We start from the raw sequence: 22080 nt of genomic DNA, 5'->3' as shown, positions 1-22080 counted from the left end.
GCAGACAGCGCGCGGTGTTCGTGTAAGGTCGCGCGCCCGTCATGCTGCACGACCGCGTGGTTGTTCCGTCGCGCGCTCTCTCGGTCTGCGCGGCGCTCGTCCTCGGGCTCCTCGCCGCCGGCTGCGGCGGCGCCAGCCCCGCGGGCGGCGCGCCCCGGGCGGCGGCGCGCTGCGATCCGGCGCAGCTCGCGCCGTGCGAGCGCGCCCTCGCTGCGGCCGTCGCGGAGGGGCGCGCGACGCGCGAGCTCGCCCTGGGCTACCTCGAGGCCCGGGCCGCACGGAGCGCCGGCGACCCGTGGGCGCGCCTGCTCCGCGATCTCGACCGGCGCGACCAGCGCGACCGGCCGACGCCGAGCGCCGCGGTCATCGTCGAGGCGGGCGCGGCGGACGCCGGCGGAGGGCGCGGCGGCGCGGCGGACGCCGTCTGGGTCCGCGCCGCGCCGCTGCCGCCCCCGGGGGGAGCCCTGGGGGCCGAGGCGCTGCTCCTCGCGATCGGCGAGGCCCTCGGGTACGAGCACCTGGTCCACGCGCGCGTTCGCGGCGGCGCGGTGCAGCTCTTTCCGCGCGATCCGCTCGCGCCGTTCACGGCCGGCCTCGCGCCGGTCGCGCGCAGCGACGCGCCGCTCGCGCGCGTCGCGGACGACATCGCGCTCGCGGCGCTCGTGCGCCGCGCCTTCAGCGCGGCCGGCGGCTTCCGCTACGTCGAGGCCGCGCGCGCGGCCGACGCCCTCGCCGCCGCGGTGAAGGGGCGCGATCCGGACGACGAGCCGGTGCTGCGCGGCCGGTACGCGCTGCAGCTGCTCGAGACCGCCGGGATCGCGCTCGATGACGAGGACGAGCGCAGCGCGAGCGGCGCCGCCCGGGTCGACCCTGCGCCCGCGCCGGGGGACACGCCGTACGGCGACTTCCTCCGCGTGCGCACGGCCCGGGACAGCCGCGCGGCGTGGCGCGCCCGCGGCGCGGCGGTGCTGCGGGGCGTGCCCGCGGACCGGCGCGCGGCGCTCGACGATCTGCTCGGGAAGGCCCGCGGCTGCGGCCGGGGCCTCGCGCCGCCGATGGAGGGCGCGCGCGATCTCGTGTTCGCCGCAGAGCTCGCCAGCGCCCTCTCCCCGGGCGATGGCGCCGCTGCGCCCGCGGCCGGGAGCGCCGCTGCGCCCGCGGCCGGGAGCGCCGCTGCGCCCGCGGCCGGGAGCACGGCAGCGAGCGCCACGGCGGCAACGCCGGACGGACGGCTGCCGCTCGAGGCGTGGCTGCCGCGCTACGAGGCGCTCGTCCGCGCGGTCGACCAGACGAGCACCGCGTGGGCCCACGCGCCGAGCCTGCTCCACGAGCGCGGCCCCGCGCCGCCCGCGGGCCAGGCGGGCAGCGCCGTCCACCGGCGCGTCACCGAGCTCGGCCTCGCGCACCTCGCCGCGCTGCGCGCCCTCGCCGAGGCCGAGCCGCGCCGCTACCGCGCGCTCGCGCAGATCCCGCTCGCCTACAGCCCCGGGGTGCTCGCCGACGAGCGGCTCCGCGACGCGATCGTCGACCTCACGCAGGTCGCCGTGCAGCGCCGCATGGCCGAGGCGCGCGACCCGGAGGCCGTCCTCGGCGCGCTCCTCGCCGGCGTCTTCGCGGGCATGTCGTACCCGCCCGAGGTGCAGCCCGCGCACTTCCTGGCCCTGCAGGGCGCGCTCACCGCCAAGCTGCGCGGCGACCTCACCGCGCAGACCGGCTGGGGCGTCGCCGGCCTCTACGCCGCCGACGCGCTGTACCGGCTCCTGTCGGATCAGGCGCCCGATCTCGCGTTCTCGTCGGCGCAGATCGGGCGCGCGCTCTCGCCCGATCCGGCGCTCCCGTACCCGGGCCTCGCGGCCCTCGCCGCGAGCTTCTCGCGTTACGCCGCGCTCGGCGCCGCGGGCGCGCTCGACCCGCGGGCGACCGACGCGGCCCGGTTCCCCCCGGAGCGCCGCGAGGCGCGCGAGGCGCTCCGCCGCGCGATCGCGGGGCTCGCCACGCCCGGAGGCGGGAGCGCCGCGAACGGAGGTGCCGCCGCGAACGGAGGCGCCGCCGCAAACGAAGGCAGCACCGCCGCGCCCGGAGGCGGCGTCACGCCCGGAGGCGCCGCCGGCGGGGCGAACGCCGTGGAAGCGCCGCCGACCGGCCTCGTGGACGACGTCGCCGCCCTGGCCGACGGCGTGCTCGCCGTGCTCCTCACCGAGCGCGCGCGCCGCCCGCCGCCGGCCGCCGGCACCTGCGCCGCGGGCCGAGGGCCGAGCCCCGAGGCGCGCCGCGCGCTCGCGCGGCTCGGCGACGTCCGCGGGCGGATCCTGCTCGCCCCGCGGTACAAGCAGGGCGACGGCGCGTGGGCGCGGCGGGCGCGGCTGCTCGTGACGCTCCTCTCCGACGCGATGGACCTGCTCGCGGCCCCCGCTCACACGCCGGCGCGCGCCGGCGCGCCGGCGCCCCGCGTGCGCTTCACCGTCCCGACCGCGACCGCCGAGGCCGCCGTGGCCGCGGGCCTGTCCGGCTGGGGCGACCGCGGCCTCTCGGACGCGCTCGCCGGCGGCTACGCGCTCGCCCGCGCGCTGCTGGAGTCCGCCACCGCGGAGCGCTTCGCGCAGCAGAGCGGCGCCCCGCTCGGCCGGGTGCTCCGCGGGCTCTCCGCGGCGCTCCGCGACGGCGACGCGGCGCACGGCGCGGCCGGCGTCGCCCTCCTCGACGCGCTCGCGTCGCTCCCCGCCCGCGCGGAAGGCGACCTCCGGGGCCTCTTCGTCGGCTACGCCAGGGCGCTCTCCGCCCGCGGGCTGCGCGACCAGGCCGACCTCGGGCTGCTCACCTCGCTCCTCGGCGCGGCCGTGCTGGGCGCGCCCCCGTCGCCGGAGGCCGTCGCGCTCGCGACCGAGAGCGGCAGCAGGGTGGCGTGGGCGCTCTCCTACCTGAGCGAGATCGCGAAGGCCCGGCGCGGGATCGCCCCCGATCCGTCCGCCTACGCGGACGCGATGCGCAGGGCCTCGGACGACGCCTGCCAGACGGCCGACCCGGGCGACGTGCTCGCGATCGTGGGCGCCGCGCGCGATTTCGCCGGCGGCCGGCGCGCCGAGGCCCGCGACGCGCTCGACCGCATCCTCTCGGCCGCCGACGCGCGGGGCCTGCGCGTGCCGCGCATGACCTACCGCTACGAGGAGAAGACCGCGACGCGCGTCTTCTCGCTCAGCTTCGACGTCTCGTACGGCGCCGGGATCCTCGAGGGGTCGACCGGCTTCCAGCTCGGCCTCGGCCTGCGCACCCGCGGCGAGCCCGAGGGCGCCCTCACCGCGGCGCTCGCGCCCGAGGGCTCGCCCCAGGGCGACGACGACGCGGCGCGCGCCTACGTCAGCGCCGCCGCGCTCGCGGCCGCCTACCACTTCCTCGAGGGCGACACGGGCCGCGGCGCCGCCGCGGCGCGCCGCGCGATCGCGGCGCTCTCGTTCGGGCTCCGGCTCGGCCCGCGGGCGCTGCGCTCGGACCAGCCGCTCGCCTGGGGCAAGGACGCGCGCGCGCTGCTCGCGATCGACGCCCAGCTCGCGGCCGAGGCCGGTCACCCCTTCCTGGCCGGCGACCTCTGGACGCTCGTCCGCGGCCTCTTGCCGCCGGACACGGGCGACGCCGCGGTCGCGGCGCTGCTCGATCCGCTCCCGGCGGGGCTCGCCGCCGTCGCGGGCATCGGGCCGCTCGTCGCGAGGACGGCGCGCTCGCTCGCCGCCGTCGCGTCCCCGCTCGCCTGCACCGAGGCGAAGGTCGACCTCGGCGGCTACGAGGAGCCCGCCTGCGACGCGTACCCGCTCGCGCTCTCGCTGCGCATCGCGGACGTGCTCGGCAAGCTCCCGCACCTCCGGCGCGCCGGCAGCGCGGCGGCGTGCCCCGTCCTGCGGAGCCTCGACGGCTTCCTCACGGCCGCGGAGCGCGGGACGTACGACCCCGACGCGTTCACGGCGGCCGTGGAGGCGCTGCGCCGGAGCGGCCGGCCCTACGACGCCGGCGTGATGCTCGCCCGGCAGCGGCGCGAGGGGCACTGCGGCCCGCTCGTGCTCGCGGCCGCGCGCGCGCTCGGCCGCGAGCCTTCCCTCGGCCCGGCGCTGCGCGCGGACCTGCTCAGCGTCGCGGTGCGCTGCGCGGCGGCGGCGCTCGACACGAGCGTCGTCGACGACGTCATGGCGCTCGACGACGAGACGCGCGCCCTCCCGGACCTCGGCCGCAACCTGAAGGTCGTGCTCTTCGCGACGGAGCTCGCCGCGCGCGCGCAGCGCTGGGACGTCCTCGCGCGGCTCGCGAAGCAGCCGGAGTTCGTCGCGCGCTGGCTGGGGGAGAGCGACGAGGCGGCGGCGACCGCGCTCCTCATCGAGGCGGCCGCGGCAGTGCTCGCGGGGGAGCCGGCGCCGCGCGGCGCGCACGTCGACAGCGCGCACGAGCGGCTCTGCGGGCAGCCTCCCGCCGGCGATCGGGCCGCGCTGTGCGCCGAGATCCAGCGCCTCGGCGCGGGCGCGCTGCCCGAGCCCGAGCGCCAACAGCGCGCGAAGGACGCGCTGGAGCGCCTGCTGGAGGCCGCGCGCGGACAGGCCCAACCGCCTGCCCGCGCGCCGCTGCGCCCCCCGGCTACTTCACGCTAGCGGGCTTCGTCTCGCCGGGCTTCTGATCGGCGGGCTTCGCGGCGGCGGGCTTCGCCGCGTCCGCGGGCTTGGCCTCGGCCGGCTTCGCTGCGCCCGCGGGCTTCGCGGCGTCCGCGGGCTTCGCGGCGTCCGCGGGCTTCGCGGCGTCCGCGGGCTTCGCGGCGCCCGCCTTCGCGTCGGCGGGCTTCAGATCGACCGGCTTCGCCTCCGCCGGCTTCGGATCGGAGCCCTTCTGGGCGGCCTTCGGCGCCGTGGCGGGCACGCCGGCCGGCTTGAGGCCCTTGGTGATGGCGGCGGCGCAGGCGAGCTCGACGCCGGTGTCCTTGCCCTCGAGCCGCATGATCTTGATCTCGACCCGGCGGTTCTTCTCCTTCGCCTCATCGGTCTCGCCCGCGTCGAGCGAGCAGTGCGCCCCGTAGCCGGCGGGCCGCACCCGGTTCTTCTCGACGCCCAGGGCGACGAGCGCCTTCACCACCGCGTCCGCGCGCTTCTTCGTGAGCGTCACGGTGGCCGCGTCGTTGCCGACCTTCTCGGAGTAGGCCGCGACCTCGACGAACTCGATCTGCGGATTGTCCTTGATGACCTGGGCGATGTTGGCGAGGAGCTCCTGCGAGGCGGGCTCGATATCGGCCTTCCCGGCGGCGAAGGAGATCTTCTCGTTGAGCTTCACCTCGCTCCCGACCAGAGCGACCCTGGGGACGTCGGGACACCCGTCCTCGTCCTTGTAATTGTTCTTGACCTCGGCCTCGCCGGGGCACTTGTCGGCGTCGGCCATGAGGCCGTCTCCATCCGGATCGGTCGACTTGCAGCCATCCTTCGCGTCGGGCGGCAGGCCGTCCTCTTTCTCGGCGACGCACTTGTCGGCGCCGTCATCGAGCACGCCGTCCGCGTCCGCGTCGGGCGGCGGCGGCGGCGGCGCGGGCGGCGGCGGCGCGGGCGGCGGCGGCGCCGCCGCGGGCTGCACCTGGGGCTCTTTCGCGCAGCCGGCGTTCGCGGCGAGCAGCGATGCTGCGAATGCCATTCCAAGCCATCTCGTGGTTCGCATCTCCTGGGCTCCTCTCCTTGGCGTCCTTGATTGCGCCGAGCGCCCGCGTGTTTAGACGACTACGCCAGAAACTGCGAGATTTAAGCGCACGGTACGGCGCGCGGCGCGCCGACGGCGGCGACGCGGCCCCGGCGCAGGAGGACACATCGCCGCTGGCGAGCCATCGAGATCCATCGGCTCCGCGCGCGTCGCTCGCTGCGCTGACTGCTCCCCTGGCGCGCGGCCCTACTGCTTCACGGACGGAAAATCCATCTTTTCGGACGCATCGCTCTTCTTCATGTCGGGGGGCATCGGCTTCTTGGGGCTGAACAGCTTTTCCGCGGGGGCGGTCGCGGTGGACGTGGGCTTCGGCGGCGTCGTCGAGAGCGGCGGAGCCACCAGCGAGGTGGACTTCGGCGAGGGCGGCGGAGCCACCTTCTTCTGGTTCTTGCGCTCGGGCGAGGGGCTCACGTCGGTCGCATCCCTGTCTGTCTTCTCGTCCTTCCCGTCGAGCATCGGCCCCGGCGCCGGGGTCGTCTCCGTCGGCGTGCGGAGCGCGTCGAGCGCGCGCTCGCGCGCCGCGGCGACGTCCGGCGCGCCGCGGCCCGCCGGGTCGAGCCGGTCCGCCTCGTCGAGCTGGTCGAGGCACCGGCGCCACGCCGCCTCGTCGCACGCGCGCAGCGCCTCGGCCCTGAGAGAACGCGCGCGGTCCAGCGGATCGAGACGATCGCGTGGATCGAGCGGCGACGGCGCCTCGCGGGGCGGAGCGCTCGGCGGCGGCTCGGGCAGGGGCGCGACCTCCGGCAGGTCCCTGGTCGACCGCAGGAGCCGGACGACGACGATCGCGAGCAGCGCCAGCGCGGCGACCGCGGCGAGCTCCGCGAGCCAGCGCTCGCGCATCCACCGCCGCATCCGCGACACGCGCTGCCGCACCCGGGCGGCGGGCACCTGCTCCTCGGCGGCGATGCTCTCGAGCTTCTCGCCCTCCCCCTCGCGGGCCATCCACGCGAGCGTCTGCTGCGCGTCGCGGGTGGCGGAGGCCTGCTCCTCGGCCCAGCGCGCCAGCTCGCGCGCCTCGACGGGCGGCGGGCCCACCGGCAGGTCGGGCAGCTCGGTCGCGGCCTCGCGCGACGAGCGCCGGTGGTGGTCGGCGACCTTGTGGCGCGCGATCCCGAGCAGCCAGCGCCGGAGCTCCGTCGGGTCGGCCGGGCGCGCGGGCGAGGCGAGCGCGTCGCAGAGGACGGTCTGCACCACGTCGTCCACCTCACCGCTGGGCACCCGCCGGCGCACGAACTCCTCGAGGGCTCGGCGGATCCCTGGCTCTGCCAGGGGGTTCGTCGCGGGGCTGCGGTGCTCGGTGGTCATCGGCGTGCTCATCGACCTCTGCATCGCGCCGCGGTCGCGGAGTGTGACGCGCCCGCTCGAGAATACGGCAGACCTCGTTCGCGCGTCACACTCCGTGGCGCTGCGCCGACGCTCGGGCATGGTCCTCAGGCTCCCCGCTGCCCTCGCCGCGGCGTCGCTCGCCGCCGCCCTCGCCCTCACCGCCCCCTCCATGACCGCCGGCCCGCGAGGCGTCTCCGGCGCGGCGCCGGCGCTACCGCGGCCCGTCGCGCTCGTGCCCGGCGCCCCGGCCGCTGCCGCCCTCGCCCCACATGCTCCTCCGATCGCTGCCGTGGCCACGCCGGCCGCGGTCGCTGGCGCCTCGCCGCGGGTCACCGAGATCCGGATCGACAAGAGCGAGCACACCCTCGATCTCGTCGCGGACGGCACGATCGTCCGTTCCTATCGGGTCGCCCTCGGCCCGGGCGGAGCGGGGCCGAAGCTGTACGAGGGCGACAGGCGGACGCCGGTCGGCACGTACCGCGTCGCCGGCCGCATCAAGGGGTTGTTCCATCAGTTCCTGGTCGTCAGCTACCCGAACGAGGAGGACCGGCGGCGCTTCGCCGAGCTCAGGCGTCGCGGCGAGGTCCCGCCGGGTCGCGGCGTCGGGCACGGCATCGGCATCCACGGCGTCGGCGACGCACAGCACGCTGGCGTGCACAAGGACACCGACTGGACGCTCGGCTGCATCGCCCTTGACGACGACGAGATTGACGAGGTCGCGCGGCGAACGCCGGACGGCGCCAAGATCGTGATCACCGATTGAACGGGCGGTGCTAGGGTAGCCGGTCAAATCGACGGGCTGTCCGTCGAGGATGGGAGCGCGACGGCCCGACCGGCGCCGCCCTCATGCCTTCCCGGGAGATCGTGCATGTCTCGCCGTTACTGGCTGATGAAGAGCGAGCCTCAGAAATATTCGTTCGCGCAGCTCGTGCGCGACGGCCAGACGATGTGGGACGGCGTCCGGAACTTCGAGGCCCGCAACAACATGCGGGCCATGAAGGAGGGCGACCTCGTGCTCTTCTATCACTCCAACGAGGGCATGGCGGTCGCGGGCGTGGCGCGCGTCAAGCGCGAAGCGTACCCGGACCCGACCGCCGATGCGGAGGAGGACTGGAGCGTCGTCGACATCGCGCCGGTCGCGCCGCTGAAGGTGCAGGTGACGCTCGACACGATCCGCGGCGACGAGGCGCTGGCCGAGATCGCGCTCTTGAAGAAGTCGCGCCTCAGCGTGGTGCCCGTCTCGAAGGAGCACTTCGATCGCGTGCTGAGGCTGGGCAAGACCAAGATCGCTTGACGCGGGGACCCGGGGTAACGACTAATCCCGGCGTGAACCTCCGCCCCGGAGCCCGAGCCCTCGCCCTCCTCCTCCTCTCCAGCGCCGCGTGCGGCGGCCCGCTGACGCCTTCCCCGATCGAAGGCGAGCCGGTCTGCCCCGACTTCGAGATCGGCGCGACGCACGCGCCCATGCGCGGGAGCCTCCGCTTTCCGGTCACCTTGACGGTGCGCGACGGCAAGAACCCGATCACCCGGACGACGCTCACCGGCCGCCGGTCGAACGACGATCCGGCGAGCCGCGTCCTGCTCGCCGACGAGGACGCCGAGTACGAGCTCGAGTGGGCGCAGTGCGAGAACCAGCGCGCGCCCCGGGCGCGCACGCTGGCCCGCGACACGAAGGACACGGCCGAGTACGCGTGCGGCAACGCGGCGGTGTACAAGACGGACAAGCTCGTCACCCGGAAGGGCGACGCCGCGTCGCGCGCGGTCCGCTTCGCGGCGCCGCCGAAGTCGGAGTGCTGGGAGAGCGAGCTCCCTGCAGCCGAGCCGCCCCCCGCGCTCCCCGCGGTGCCCGACCTGCCGCAGCCCGACGCGTCGGCCGCCGAGCCGGCAGCCGCTGCCGACGGGGGCGCCGCCGACGCGGGGGCCGCCGGTGCGTCCGCCGCGCCGGTGGACGCCGGCGCGCCCCGCGACGCGGGCGCAGGCGCGCCCCGTGACGCAGGCGCAGGCGCGCCCCGTGACGCAGGCGCAGGCGCGCCCCGTGACGCAGGCGCAGGCGGCGCCGTGAAGCCTCCCGCTGCCGGGGCCGCGGATGGCGGTGCGATCCCGCAGGGCAGCTAGCTCCGCCCGCCAACCCCTCGGCTCAGAGGTCTCGAACGCGATCGCCGATCAGCAGGTGCTCGCCATGAGCGGCGAACCGCGCAGCCAGGGCCTCGGCGGTATAGGCCCTGTTCTCCGTCAGGGTCCCGCGAGGAGCGACGGTCTCGCAGGCGGGAACGAACCCGAACCCGCGCTCGACGATCCGCCCTGTGAAGCCTGCGACACCGAGTTAGACGGCCTCGTGCCCCGCGGCGTGGTCGCTTCCATCGCGGATCGCGCCGGTTCGCCGTCGCAGATCCGCCGTCGGGCGACGCGATGGTATCAGGAGCGGTCCGGCCTCGTGATCGGCAGCCCCGGCTGCAGCTTCGCCGGGTTGAACAGGCCCGCGCGCTTGTGGTGGTTGGCGTGCATGTAGATGCCGTGCCAGAGGAGGTTGCCGAGCCAGTAATACCCGTGGTTCAGGTTCACCGGCCTGAAGTCACGGTCCGGCGAGAGCGCGTTGTGCGTCGACCAGTTGAAGTGCACGAGGTGCAGAAAGCCGACGATCGACGCGGGCACGAAGAGGAAGAAGAACCCGATCGGCCCGAGGAACACGTACCAGCACGCGATGAGCAGCAGGTTCGTCGCGTAGCTCACGTACGCGCGCGCCCGCTCGTAGCGGCGGTTCTCGGGCGTGTCGCCGTAGATCTCGAAGTAGATCTGCTGGAGCTGGTGCTCCACGTTCACCACCGTCTTCACCAGGAACACCCAGTAGCTCGGCACGACCGGGTGCGGATCCCTGTCGACGTTGTCCGAATAGCGGTGGTGCCGCTGGTGGATGACCTCCCACGAAGCGAAGCGCGTGAGGACCACGAGCCCGCAGAGCTCGCCGACGAGCCGGTTGATCGGCCGGGGAAAGTTGTTGTGTGTCGCGTTGTGGATGAACACGCTGCAGAGGACCTGCGCGTGGCAGACCAGCGGGAGGAGCAGCCAGAGGCGGGCGTCCCATCGCTCGATGAACGGCGCGTGCCCGCCGAGGAGCATCCACGAGAGGAGCGTCGCGCATACGAGCGCGTAGAACCCGTCGTAATAGAGGTAGAAATAACGGTTTCGTCGGAGCTGCGTGAACGGCAGCGACGTCAGCGTGGAGACGATGACAGACATGTGCTTGTGCCCCCTCTCGCCCGAGGTGGCGCCTCCGGCGCGGATCCGGTCCCGCAGCGCCCCCCGCGCCCCGGGCTGCTGTCGCCTGGACCCGATAACGTCAGTCCAGGGTCATGGGATACACCGGTTACCCGCGCCCGTCCATGCGCCCGACGTCCTCAGCTGAATTTCAGCACGCCAGCGCTCCAGCACGCCAGCACGCCAGCACGCTACCATCGTAGACCCCCTCCACCTGCGGCACATCGATCTGCGAACGCGGGTTCGCGGGCCGGCGACTCCCGGCTGCGGCTGCGGCGCGGCACGGGCGACGGGGGCGACGCGACCGTGCGGAGGCCGCCGTGCGACGCCCCTCAACGTTGTTTGAGCTGGGCACGGATGATAGTCATGATGACGTGAAAGCGGAAGTCGCCTCACGAGCTGCAGCGTCCAGCGAGCCCTGGCTGGTGAAGCACCCGGCCGAGTGGCGTCAGATCGGGATCGTCGCCGCCTACCTCGGCCTGCTCGCGGCGATGTACTGCGCGCCCGCCTGCCGCAATGCCCCGCTCTTCGCCGCGGCATGTTGCCTGAGCTTCCTCAACGCGGTGGTGATCCACAACCACCTCCACCAGGGCATCTTCCGCAGCCTCCGGCTGAACATGCTCTGGCGCTGCGTGCTCAGCTTCGGCGCGCTCTACCCGGCTTCGGCCAACGTCCCCTCTCACAACCTGGTTCACCACCACTTCGACGACGACGGCCAGCCCGACTGGCCAGCGCCGGAGCACGTCTCTTTCCGCTGGAACCTCCTCAACCTGATCCATTTCCCCAACGTGGCTGGGCCGAACACCTTCGCCGGCGTCGCGCGCTGGAGCGCGCTCGCCGGACGGCGCGAGTTCGTCCGGCAGTACCGGGCCGAGATGGCCTTCGCGTTCGGGCTCACCGCGCCGCTCCTCGTCATCGATTTCTGGGCGGCGCTCTTCTTCGTCGTGCTCCCGCAGCTGTACGGCGCGCGCTGCATCCTCCGCATCAACCTGATCCAGCACGACGGCTGCGACACACGGAGCGAGTGGGACCACTCGCGCAACTTCGTCGGGCGCGCCTTCAACTGGATCATGTGCAACAACGGCTATCACACGATCCACCACAACCGGGCTGGCCTGCACTGGTCGGTGCTCGCCGAGGCGCACCGGCGCGAGGTCGCGCCGCGGATCGATCCGGCGCTGAACGAGCCGAGCATGCTCGGCTATCTGCTCCGGACCTACGTGCTCCGCCTCCGCCGGCCCGCTCCGAGGGACGTGGCGCGCGCCGAGCGCTCGGCGCCGCAGCTCGCGCTGTCGCCCCGCGCGCTCCGCCGCGCGGAGGCCGATGCAGCCAGCGTGTAGGCCCGACGAGCCATGCTGTCGAAAGAGCTCATGGGCGCCCTCGCCCTGGCCATCCTCTGGGTGAACACGCTGCTCATCGCCGCGACCGCGCTCAAGCAGCTCGCCGCCGTCGCCGCGAAGCTCCGGCGGCTGAGCCCGCCGCGCAGCGCGGGCGGCGCGGGCGGCGCGCTGATCGAGGCGCGCGTCCTCCGCGGCGACGGGCGCGGCGGCGCGCTCGCCGGGCACCGGATCGAGCAGGTGGGCCGCGCGGGGGCCGAGGGCGGCGCGCGCGAGGAGATCGTCTTCGCCGATCGCGGAGCCGGCGGCGAGATCTACGGCGGCGTCGTCGTCGCGGGCGGGCGGGAGATCGCGATCGCGCCCGCCGTGGAGGGCGAGGTCTGGGTATCGCGGGCGGAGCTCCGCGCCGCTTCCGCGTGCGCGTCGGAGGCTCGGTTCGACGAGGCCTACCAGCACGCGCGCAAGGCGCGCGGCTTCTCCAGGACCGTCGAGGCGATGATCTGCGCGGGCGCGCCGGTGTGGCTGGTCGGCGCGGTGGAGCGCGGCGCGGGCGGCGGCGATCGGATGCGCCCGGCGCTCGTGTCCAGCGTCGACCCGCGGGCCTCCTGTCGGTCGAGGATCGCGCTGCTCGCGCTCGGCGTGGCTGGCATCCTCGGCGCGCTCGTCGGCTGCACCGCGCTCGCGCTGTCGCGGCCGCGCTTCGGGCCCGCGAGCACCGCGGGCGCCGCGCTCTGCCTCGCCTTCTTCCTGCTCGTGCAGCCGCTCGGGACCGCCCTGCGCGACGCCGCCCGCACCCCGAGCGCCGCGCCCGCGCGCGGCCGCTGGGTGCGGAGGCGCGCGGACGGCGCCACGCGGGCGATCGTCTCTAGCTAGGCGACAGCAGGCGATCGAAGGCGCCCTCGGCGAGCTGATCCAGCCGCTCGACCGAGAGGTCGGCGCCGAGCTCCGCGTGGCGCGGCCCCACGCCGATCACCTTCATGCCGCCGCGCTTGCCCGCGAGGACGCCCGCGGGGGCGTCCTCGACGACGACGCACCGGTCCGGCGGGACGCCGACGCTCTCGGCCGCCCGGAGGAAGACCGCCGGGTGCGGCTTGCCGTGAGACACCTCCTCGCTGCTGATCACCGCGTCGAACACGCCCGTGAGCCCGGTCGCCGCGAGGATGACGTCGAGGTTCTCGCGCGGCGCCGAGGAAGCGATCGCCATCCGGAACCCGCTCCGGGGGAGCGCGCCCAGCCACGCGCGCACCCCCGGCAGCGGCTCGATCCCCGATTCAGCCACGAGCTTCCGGTAATGCCGCTCCTTCGCGCCCGCGATGCGGGCGATCTCGGCCTGCGGGATCTCGGGGCCGATCAGGCGGCGGAGCAGATCGTCGTTGCGCATCCCGAACACCGCATCATGGTCGGCGTGATCGTAGGAGCGCCCCTCGGCCGCGAGCGCCTCGCGCCAGGCGGTGAAGTGGAGCTCGCTGGAGTCGACCAGCGTCCCGTCCAGATCCCAGAGAACGGCCTTCGGATGCGATAGCGACATGGAATGACACTATCACCTGCTGCTCCGCGGGATCTGGCGCCCGCCGCCGCGATCGCGCCCCTCACCGCGCGCCCGGCCATACGGCCAGCGCCGGCGCCCCCGGCCGGCGCTGGCGCCGTGTTGCTGCGCGCGCGGGCCCCCGCGCCGACGACCGGTCGCAGCATCCCCGGTTTCTTGCTATCGCTGCGCCGCGCTCCTCCGCGGCCGCCTGGCCCTCGGCCGCGCGCGCCCACGTCAGCGCCGCGCCGCACGCGACCGCTGTTCTGCGGGGAACCCGTTCCCTAGAACGCGGTCCACCCCCGCGCTCCCCCGCTCCATTCAGCCCCGGATTCACGACCTCCCCCATGCCCTCTCCGCAGCCCACGGCACCTCGCCCGTCGACGTCTTCCTCTCAGGATCCCTCTCCGCGCGCCGCGCCGCCCTCCTCGCAGGGCGGCGGGCTCGCGGCGCGCCTCGCCGAGCTCCAGGTGAACCGGCCGGCGCTGCCGCTGCTCCTGACCGGGCTCCTCACCGTCATTGCGATCTTCCTGGCGACGCGGCTCACGGTATTGACCGGGTTCGAGTCGCTGCTGCCGGCGTCGCGGCCGAGCGTGCAGGAGCTCGACAGGGTCGCGGCCAAGACGGCCGGCGTGTCCACGCTCTTCGTCGTGCTGCAGGGCGGCGAGGGCACGCCCACGGCCGCGCTCCAGCGGGCCGCCGACGCGCTCGTCCCGGAGATCGAGCGGCTCGGGCCGCCGTGGGTCGGCAGCGTCGAGGACGGCGTACACGAGGCCTACCGCTACCTCTCGCCGCGCGCGGGGCTCTACGTCGACCGCGAGAAGCTGACGAAGCTGCGGGACGACATCGAGGCGCGCTATGCCTACGAGGTCAACAAGGCGACCGGCGCGCTGCTCGACGAAGACGAGCCGCCGCCCGAGGTGAACGCCCGCTCGATCGAGCAGAGCCTCGGCCTGAACGGCGTCGACGCGGGGCGCTACCCCGACGGCTACTACCAGTCGAAGGACGGCAAGACCGTCGTCGTCGCGATCCGCTCGAAGGTGCTCGGGAGCGATTTCGCCGCGGGCAGCGAGGCGATCCGGCGCGTGCGCGAGGTGGTCGAGCGCGTGCGCCCCGCCTCGTTCGACCCCGGGATCACCTACGGCCTCGCCGGCGATCTGCAGACCGGGATCACCGAGTACGCGGCGATCAACGCGGACCTGACCGACGTCGGCGTCGCGGGCGCCGCGCTCATCGCCGCGGTGGTGTTCCTCTACTACCTGCGCGTGCGCACGCTCATCGCCATGCTGATCACGATCGGCGTCGGCGTCGCCTGGACGTTCGGCGTCACGCAGCTCGCGATCGGCCACCTCAACATGGCGACCGGGTTCCTCTTCTCGATCGTCGCCGGCAACGGGATCAACTTCGGCATCATCTACATGGCGCGCTACCTCGAGGCGCGCCGCGGGGGCGCGGGCCTGCTCGAGGGCGTGCGCGTCGCCCACCGCGAGACCTGGCTGCCGACGCTCACGGCCGGCTGCGCCGCCTCGGCCGCTTACGGCTCGCTGCTCGTCACCGAGTTCCGCGGGTTCCGCGACTTCGGCCTCATCGGCGGCGTCGGCATGGTGCTCTGCTGGGTCGCGACGTTCGTCGCGCTGCCGAGCATCCTCGCGGTGATGGATCGGCTCATCCCCCTCGAGCAGGGGTCGCCGGGCCTCCTCGGCCGGCTCCGGCAGCGCACCCAGGGCGGCCTCGCGTTCGGCGCGCCGTTCGCGCGGCTCGCGGCGAAGGGCCCGGTCGGGATCACGCTCGCGGGCCTCGCCCTGGCCGCGGTCGGCGTCGTCGCCACGGTGGCCTACGTGCGCGCCGATCCGATGGAGTACGACCTCCGCAACCTCCGCAACGACGAGCGGGCGCGCGCCGAGCAGATCCGCCTGAGCGACCTCGCCGAGGAGATCACGGGCTACGTGGGCACCGACGGCATGGCGATCCTCGTGGATCGGCCCGAGCAGGTCGAGCCGCTCCGCGCGGCGCTCTATGCGCGGCGCGACGCGGCGCCCGAGGCCGAGAAGCCGTTCAAGGAGATCTACGCGCTCCAGGACCTGGTCCCGAAGGACCAGGAGGCGAAGATCCCTGTGCTCCAGGAGATCAAGGAGCGCGTCGTCCGCGCGAGGAAGCGCGGCCTCCTCGGCGACGACGACTGGCGCCGGATCCAGGCGGTCATCCCGCCGGACGATCTCGCGCCGTTCGGGATCGACGATCTGCCGCCGGGGGTGGCGCGCGCGTTCACCGAGACCGACGGCACGCGCGGGCGCATCGTCTACATCAGCCCGATCTCGCCCGAGAGCGTGCACGACGCGCATTACCTGTTCCGCTGGGCCGACGCCTACCGCGAGACGCGGCTCCCTGACGGCAGCGTCGTGCGCGGCTCTGGGCGCGCGGTCATCTACGCGGACATGTGGGCCGCGGTCATCGACGACGTGCCGCCGGCGGTGCTCTTCTCGCTCGCCGCGACGGTCCTGGTCGTGCTCATCGCCTTCCGCGGCGGCCGCCCGGCGTTCGCCGTGCTCGGCGCGCTGCTCGTCGGCGTCTCCTGGATGGCGGGGCTGCTCGTGCTGATGGACGTGAAGCTCAACTTCCTGAACTTCATCGCCTTGCCGCTCACGTTCGGCATCGGCGTCGACTACGCCGTGAACATCGTCCAGCGCTACGCGCGCGAGGGCGCGGGCGGCGCGCTGACCGCGGTGCGCGAGACGGGCGGGGCCGTGATCCTCTGCAGCCTCACGACGACGCTGGGCTACCTCGCCCTGGTCCGCTCGCAGAACCACGCCGTGCGCAGCCTCGGCGTCGCCGCGGTGATCGGCGAGCTCGCCTGCCTCTTCGCCGCGGTGCTGGTGCTGCCCGCGGCGCTCCTCTGGCGCGACCGGAGGCGCCCGAAGGGCGCGGAGAGCCTGATCGCCGTCGGCGGCCCGACGACCTGAGCGCGGCCGCGGCGCACCGTCGATCCGTTGCGCCCCCTCCGGTGCCACCCCCTTCCAGCGGACTCGATCCGTGGCGCGACCCCGGCGCCATCCCCCTCCAGCGGACTCGATCCGTTGCGGCCCCCCCGGCGTCACCCCCTTCCAACGGACTCGATCCGTTGCGGCCCCCCGGCGTCACCCCCCTCCAGCGGACTCGATCCGTTGCGGCCCCCCGGCGTCACCCCCTTCCAACGGACTCGATCCGTTGCGGCCCCCCCGGCGGCGGCCCCCTCCAACGGACTCGATCCGTTGCGGCCCCCCCGGCGGCGGCCCCCTCCAACGGACTCGATCCGTTGCGCCCCCCCGGCGTCACCCCCCTCCAGCGGACTCGATCCGTTGCGGCCCCCCGGCGTCACCCCCTTCCAACGGACTCGATCCGTTGCGGCCCCCCCGGCGGCGGCCCCCTCCAACGGACTCGATCCGTTGCGGCCCCCCCGGCGGCGGCCCCCTCCAACGGACTCGATCCGTTGCGCCCCCCCGGCGTCACCCCCTTCCAACGGACTCGATCCGTTGCGCCCCCCCGGCGTCACCCCCCTCCAACGGACTCGATCCGTTGCGCCCCCCCGGCGTCACCCCCTTCCATCGGATTCGATCCGTCAGGCCCCCCGGCCGTAGCCCCCTCTCAACGGATCCGCTCCACCACGGACCCCTGCGGCCAGCCCGTCCGGAGCCGCGCGCGCTCCACCTCGCCCCCCGTGCTCAACGGGCGTCGATCTGGCATCACGCCGAGCGGCGGCGCTTCGCGAAGTACTCCTTGATGGTGAGGACCTCCTTCGCGGTGAGGGCGGCGATCGACGGGACGACCGCCGCCGGATCGTGGCCCGCGGCCACGCCGAACTCCCGGGGCCACTCGATGAACGTCTTGCCCGGGTCGGTCGTGACGCGGCGGAGCCGGTAGGTCGCGCTGTACCCCTCGATGCCCAGGACCTGCCCGATCAGACGGTACGTGACGGAGTGCTCGGTCTCGGACCGCCCGACCACCTCCTCCAGCGCCGTTTCTCCCGACGGGTGGAGCGTGAACGCGAAGCGCGACGGGATCTTCTCCGCCGAGCCGCCGTCCACGTAATGGTAGTCCTTGACCGCGTCACCGAAGACGACCGGCAGGAGCTTGACGACATCGCGGAGCTCTCTCCATGCCTCCTCGATGGGGGCGTCCAGCACCGCGGAATCGTAGACGTGATATCGGGCTTCGGCCATCGGTGTTCCTCCTCGCGATGTCGCACGGGCGTGTGCAGACCTCCGCGCAGCGGACGATGCTACCAGACCGTCGCGCGGCGCCGCGAGCGCGCCCTCACGGCTACTCGCGCAGGTCCGCGCAGCAGCGGACGCCGGTCGAGTAGTCGAAGTAGGCGAAGTCGTGCGAGGCCACGCGTGACATGCACCCTTCCCTCGTCGCGCGCGCGTAGAACCCCCCGACGAAGGTCCCCTCCGGGTCGTCCACCCACTCGTCGAGGTTGCCCACCATGTCGCTCACCGCGTCGCCCTCCCAGGCGCTCGCGCAGGTCGCGGTCTCGCCGGTCCGCCGCAAGAGCGGCGCGCCGGCGACGCGCACCAGGTTGAGCCGCGGATCGCTGTGCCCGAGGGTCACGTCGCGGTGGAGCACCGCGGCCGGGTGGCCCTCGCGGAACACGTTGCACTGCCCGTCTGCGTAGGCGGGCCCGTACGGGAACTGCTCGTCGCGCTCGCCGCGGCACGCCGTCCGCCACTCGTCGAGCGTGCAGAGCCGCTTGCCGGCGTTCCGGCACGCGAGCTCCGCCTGTGCGCCGCTCGTGTAGCCCTGCGGCAGCACGCCCTTGCGCGAAACGGCGCGCGGCTCGAACTCGCGCTGCTTCTGCCAGCCAGGCAGGAGCGGCAGCTCCATGCGCCGCGCCTCCTCGTCGCCGAGCTGGAGCCGCATCTTCGACCACGCGCGCTCGACGGACGCGGCCGCCTGCCGCGACGGCGGGTAGAACGCCGAGATCTCGAGCCCGGTCTCCTTGTCGAGCAGCACCGCCTCGTACCGGTCCACGCAGAAGCGGCGCGCGACCCGCACCATCTCCGGCGGGCACCGCGGCTCCACGGGCGGCGCCGGCGGCCTCGGTCCGGCAGGCCCGCCCACCAGCGGCGGCGCCGCCTCCGCGGGGCCGGCGTCGGTCGCGCCGGCGTCGGTCGCGCCGGCGCCGGCGTCGGCCGCGCCGCCATCTCGCTCCGAGCGGCAACCCGCGAGCGCCACGCCGGCCAGCGCCACGCACACGAGCTCCGCCGCGACCGCGACCGCCGCGCGGCGGCCCGCGCGCTCCCGCGCGGCTCGCTCAGCGGATCGCGCCGGCATAGGGGTCGATGGACTCGGGCTCGCGGCAGAAGAAGCGGCGGAGCACGAGGTAATGATGGATCGGCAGGAGCCGCGTCTCCTCCTTCATCGACAGCCCCATCCGGCTGATCTCGGCGCCCGGGAACGGCGTCTTCGGGTAGCAGCGGACGATCCCGGAGAGCGCCTCGTACTCGTCGAGGAGCCCGAGCACGTGCCCCACCTCGTGGGCGAGCACGGGCAGCGACCAGCCCGCCCGCATCGCGCTGAAGTACGGCGTCCTCCCGCACGTCGGCGAGAGCGGCACCGCGAGGTCGACGCGGAGCCCCTGCCCGCGCGCCTCGTCCACGAGGACGAAGTCGAAGTCGTAGCGGACCGGCAGCCCGAAGGCGCGCGCGTCGCGGTTCCAGTACCCCTCGGCCTCGGCCGACCAGCGCCCGAGCAGCGCGCGGATCGCCGCCGGCGTCGCCCTCGCCGTGAACACGCCGGAGCCCGGGCAAGCGTCCGTCGAGCCGGCGCGCGCGTACGGCGTCCCGCGGCACGCGATCTCGCCCCCGAGCGCGGCGGACAGCCCGCAGTCGGGCAGCTCGAGCCAGCCCGCGCCGGCGCCGGTCGGCGGCTCGACCGCGATGCGCACCTCGACCTCCCAGGCGCCGCCGCGCCGCCGCACGAGGTAGCTCATCGGGCCGAAGAAGAGGCCGTAGTGCGGCATCATCCCGGCGATCCGCCGCTCCCCCTCCGGCGCATCCCCGTGGAACACGCGGCGCGGCGGCGGCAGGCACAGGTACGCGTCCTTCGCGACGGTGTCGGCCAGGATGTCCCGGAACGTGGCCTCGCGGCCTTCGAGGACCGGCCCGCTCATCGCCTCGAGCTCCGCGGCGATCGCCGCGACCGGGAGCTCGCGCCCGGAGGCCTCGCCCGCCGAGGCGCCGCCCCCCTCGCGCGGAGCACCTCCGCAGGCCCCCAGCGCGAGCCCCGCGGCCCCGACGAGCGCGGCGCGGGCGGCGCGGGCGGCGCGGCACAGCCGAGTGAGGCCTCGCCAGGCCAGCCGCGGCGCGTCCCCTACGGCGCGGGCACTTTGTCTTGCGCCCGCAGCGCGAAGCGAGATACGTCGTACGTGGAACGCTGCACGCTGGCGGCGCGTCCACGCTGTAGGAGACGCGCCGCCGGACGCCGTGCGCGCAGGGGGGACTCGCGTAGGCGTGGAGGTCAACGCCGCTCACTTACGGGGAGTTGCATCAGGAATCAACGCATCCGGGGCGAAACCGGGGAGCCGGCCGTCCGTACGTGATGCGACGACGCGATGCGAAGACGAGGGGCTCGGCGCGGTCGAGCAGCGAGGTGGGCCCCGACGAGCTCCGACGTGCGAGGCGCGCCATGCGGGCGGGGCGCGCGGCGGGCTCGGTATCTCGATGAAAACGAAGCGGAACCTGGAGGCTCAGATGACGATGGACATGGGCAAGACGTTGGCGTTGACGGCGGTGTCGGGCATGGTGGCGGGCCTCGCGGGCTGTGCCTCGTCGCCGCCGCCCGACCCCGAGACGGCGGCTCCCGCGGGCGAGCCCGCGGCGGCGGAGGCGCCGGCAGAGGCCAGCGCCAAGGAGTGCTGCGCCGGCAAGAACGAGTGCAAGGGCAAGGGCGGCTGCAAGGGGAATGGCCACGACTGCTCCGGCAAGAACGAGTGCAAGGGCCAGGGCGGCTGCAAGCCGGCGGACTGCGGCGGCCACTGAGCCGCTGAGCCGCGCGACGGCCCGGCCCGCGGCGAGCCCGCGGGGCCGGGCCGTCGTGGGCTCGCCATGACCCATGGTGAACCTCGAACGCATGCGGCTGGGGCTCCCCGATCTCGGCGTCGGCGTCGGGCTGCGCATCCCGCACTACCGTCACGTCTTCGAGCATCGGCCCCGGGTCGACTGGTTCGAGATCATCAGCGAGAACTTCATGGTCGACGGCGGCATGCCGATCGCCAACCTGGAGCGCGCCCTCGCGAGCTACCGCCTCGTCCAGCACGGCGTCTCGCTCTCGATCGGCAGCACGGATCCGCTCGATTTCGACTACCTCCGCCGGCTGAAGGCGCTCCTCGGCAAGGTGCGCTCCCCCTGGGTGAGCGACCACCTGTGCTGGACCGGCGCGCACGGGGTCAACCTGCACGACCTGCTCCCGCTGCCGTACACGGAGGAGGCCGTGCGGCACGTCGCGGCGCGGGCGCGCGCGGTGCAGGACTTCCTCGAGGTCCGGCTCGCCCTGGAGAACGTGTCGAGCTACCTGACCTACACCGCGAGCCGGATGAGCGAGTGGGAGTTCCTCTCGGCGGTCGCGGAGGAGGCCGACTGCGGCATCCTGCTCGACGTCAACAACGTCTACGTCTCGTCGTACAACCACGGCTTCGATCCGGGCGCCTACGTCGACGGGGTGCCGCACCACCGGATCGTGCAGTTCCACCTCGCCGGCCACACGAACCACGGCAGGTACATCCTCGACACCCACAGCGATCACGTGGCCGACGCCGTGTGGGCGCTGTACCGGCGCGCTGTCGAGCACACCGGCGACGTCTCGACGCTGATCGAGTGGGACGACGACATCCCCGCGTTCGAGGTCCTCGCCGCCGAGGCGGACAAGGCGCGGGCGATCCGGGAGGAGGTGGCGCGTGCGCGCGCCGCCTGAAGCGCCCCCGGCGGGGCTCGTCGCGCTGATGGGCGAGCTCACCCGCATGTTCACGGCCGGCGCGCCGCTCCCGGACGACGCCGCGCTCGCCGGCAGGTGCCGCGAGCACGTCGCGGGGAACGAGCGGCTCACGCCCGCCGAGCAGGCCGACATCTACCGCCGGCAGTTCTGGCTGCGCCACCGGGACGCGCTCCGCGAGGACTACCCCGGGCTCGCGCACGTCCTCGGCGAGGAGGGCTTCGACGCGCTCTCCCGGGCGTACCTCGCGGCGCACCCGCCGGCGAGCTTCACCCTGCGGGATCTCGGCCGCCACGTCGAAGATTTCGTCAATGATTACCAAGGCTTTCCCCCTGCCCTCCGCGAGCTGGCGCGCGACGTCGCGCGGTACGAGCACGCCCTGGTCGACCTGTTCGATGGCGCCTCGCCCCCGCCGCTCGATCCGGCGAAGGTGACCGGCATGCCCGAGGACGGCTGGTCCACCGCCCGGATCGTCCTGCACCCGCTGCTCGCGCTGATGCAGCTCCGTTACCCGGCGCACGCCCTCCGCCGCGAGCTCAGGCTGGGCAGGTCGCCCGCGCTGCCCGCGCCCCGCCCGGTCCACCTCGCCGCGTTCCGCAGCCCGGTCGATCTGACGATCCGCTGCGAGGAGCTCGACCCGCAGGCGTTCGCGCTCCTCGAGGCGCTCGGGCGGGGCGTGCCGCTCGTCGCGGCGTGCGAGCAGGTGGCGGCGGGCATCGGCAGGGCCGCAGGCGCTGACCAGGCCGCAGGCGCTGACCAGGCCGTAGGCGCTGACCAGGCCGCAGGTGCTGACCAGGCCGCAGGCGCTGACCAGGCCGCAGGTGCTGACCAGGCCGCAGGTGCTGACCAGGCCGCAAGGGCGGCGCTCGCCGCCCGCGTCGGCGTCTGGTTCCAGCAGTGGACGAGCTGGGGCTTGATCGTCGACGTCGCGCAGGGCGCCCGCGCCGAAGGCGGCTAAGA

The 22080-nt window shown here is 74.7% G+C and carries 17 protein-coding genes; 10 read left to right on the top strand and 7 right to left on the bottom strand.

Annotated features, from left to right (window positions below):
* Positions 1–41: 41 nt before the first annotated feature.
* Positions 42–4628, top strand: coding sequence for a hypothetical protein (locus WME89_RS21680; protein ID WP_438011026.1), 4587 nt, complete (start codon positions 42–44; stop codon positions 4626–4628).
* Here the strand turns inward: WME89_RS21680 and WME89_RS21675 are convergent.
* The gene (locus WME89_RS21675) at positions 4615–5649 is read right to left on the bottom strand and encodes an OmpA family protein (RefSeq protein WP_438011025.1); all 1035 of its coding nucleotides are present in this window, start codon (positions 5647–5649) and stop codon (positions 4615–4617) included. The two genes, WME89_RS21680 and WME89_RS21675, sit on opposite strands and share 14 nt — an antisense overlap.
* Before the next feature lie 249 nt (positions 5650–5898).
* Positions 5899–7029, bottom strand: a complete 1131-nt coding sequence (locus WME89_RS21670; RefSeq protein WP_438011024.1) for a sigma factor — start codon at positions 7027–7029, stop codon at positions 5899–5901.
* Positions 7030–7135: 106 nt separating this feature from the next.
* Between WME89_RS21670 and WME89_RS21665 the strand changes: the two genes are divergently transcribed.
* The 3 genes from WME89_RS21665 to WME89_RS21655 all read left to right on the top strand — a co-directional run bounded on the left by WME89_RS21665 (position 7136) and on the right by WME89_RS21655 (position 9153).
* Positions 7136–7801, top strand: a complete 666-nt coding sequence (locus WME89_RS21665) for a L,D-transpeptidase family protein (protein ID WP_438011023.1) — start codon at positions 7136–7138, stop codon at positions 7799–7801.
* Between the two features lie 105 nt (positions 7802–7906).
* Positions 7907–8332, top strand: coding sequence for an EVE domain-containing protein (locus WME89_RS21660; RefSeq protein WP_437664654.1), 426 nt, complete (start codon positions 7907–7909; stop codon positions 8330–8332).
* A 32-nt stretch (positions 8333–8364) separates the two neighbouring features.
* Positions 8365–9153, top strand: a complete 789-nt coding sequence (locus WME89_RS21655; protein WP_438011022.1) for a hypothetical protein — start codon at positions 8365–8367, stop codon at positions 9151–9153.
* 300 nt (positions 9154–9453) lie between these two features.
* Here the strand turns inward: WME89_RS21655 and WME89_RS21650 are convergent, their stop codons facing one another.
* Positions 9454–10275: a fatty acid desaturase gene (locus WME89_RS21650; protein WP_438011021.1), complete on the bottom strand. Its 822-nt coding sequence runs from the start codon at positions 10273–10275 to the stop codon at positions 9454–9456.
* Positions 10276–10667: 392 nt separating this feature from the next.
* On the opposite strand from WME89_RS21650, the gene WME89_RS21645 reads away from it, so the two are divergent.
* Positions 10668–11633 (top strand): fatty acid desaturase family protein, encoded by a 966-nt coding sequence (locus WME89_RS21645; protein ID WP_438011020.1) that lies wholly within the window; start codon positions 10668–10670, stop codon positions 11631–11633.
* 12 nt (positions 11634–11645) lie between these two features.
* A complete protein-coding gene (locus WME89_RS21640) occupies positions 11646–12503 on the top strand; it encodes a hypothetical protein (protein ID WP_438011019.1) in 858 nt (285 codons plus the stop codon).
* Here the strand turns inward: WME89_RS21640 and WME89_RS21635 are convergent.
* Positions 12496–13158, bottom strand: coding sequence for an HAD family hydrolase (locus tag WME89_RS21635; protein WP_438011018.1), 663 nt, complete (start codon positions 13156–13158; stop codon positions 12496–12498). The two genes, WME89_RS21640 and WME89_RS21635, sit on opposite strands and share 8 nt — an antisense overlap.
* A 344-nt stretch (positions 13159–13502) precedes the next feature.
* On the opposite strand from WME89_RS21635, the gene WME89_RS21630 reads away from it, so the two are divergent.
* Positions 13503–16115 carry an efflux RND transporter permease subunit gene (locus WME89_RS21630; RefSeq protein ID WP_438011017.1) on the top strand — a complete coding sequence of 871 codons (2613 nt, stop codon included), beginning with the start codon at positions 13503–13505 and terminating at the stop codon, positions 16113–16115.
* 759 nt (positions 16116–16874) lie between these two features.
* Here the strand turns inward: WME89_RS21630 and WME89_RS21625 are convergent.
* The 3 genes from WME89_RS21625 to WME89_RS21615 all read right to left on the bottom strand — a co-directional run bounded on the left by WME89_RS21625 (position 16875) and on the right by WME89_RS21615 (position 19303).
* Positions 16875–17351 carry an SRPBCC family protein gene (locus WME89_RS21625; RefSeq protein WP_438011016.1) on the bottom strand — a complete coding sequence of 159 codons (477 nt, stop codon included), beginning with the start codon at positions 17349–17351 and terminating at the stop codon, positions 16875–16877.
* Between the two features lie 100 nt (positions 17352–17451).
* On the bottom strand, positions 17452–18465 hold the full coding sequence (locus WME89_RS21620; protein WP_438011015.1) for a hypothetical protein: 1014 nt from the start codon (positions 18463–18465) through the stop codon (positions 17452–17454).
* On the bottom strand, positions 18446–19303 hold the full coding sequence (locus WME89_RS21615; RefSeq protein WP_438011014.1) for a hypothetical protein: 858 nt from the start codon (positions 19301–19303) through the stop codon (positions 18446–18448). Before WME89_RS21615 ends, WME89_RS21620 begins: the two co-directional genes overlap by 20 nt.
* 550 nt (positions 19304–19853) lie before the next feature.
* Here WME89_RS21615 and WME89_RS21610 point away from each other — a divergent pair.
* From WME89_RS21610 to WME89_RS21600, 3 genes are all read left to right on the top strand, one after another.
* A complete protein-coding gene (locus tag WME89_RS21610) occupies positions 19854–20171 on the top strand; it encodes a hypothetical protein (protein WP_437627093.1) in 318 nt (105 codons plus the stop codon).
* Positions 20172–20244: 73 nt separating this feature from the next.
* Positions 20245–21102, top strand: coding sequence for an MNIO family bufferin maturase (gene bufB / locus WME89_RS21605; protein WP_437664674.1), 858 nt, complete (start codon positions 20245–20247; stop codon positions 21100–21102).
* Positions 21086–22078, top strand: a complete 993-nt coding sequence (locus tag WME89_RS21600; RefSeq protein WP_438011013.1) for an HvfC/BufC family peptide modification chaperone — start codon at positions 21086–21088, stop codon at positions 22076–22078. Before bufB ends, WME89_RS21600 begins: the two co-directional genes overlap by 17 nt.
* The last annotated feature ends 2 nt before the right edge of the window (positions 22079–22080 follow it).

It is taken from the genome of Sorangium sp. So ce321 (assembly GCF_051530195.1).
In the GTDB taxonomy this organism is placed as follows: Bacteria; Myxococcota_A; Polyangia; order Polyangiales; family Polyangiaceae; genus Sorangium.
The sequence above is the reverse complement of the archived record's forward strand: the minus strand, read 5'-3'. Positions and strand labels throughout refer to the sequence as shown.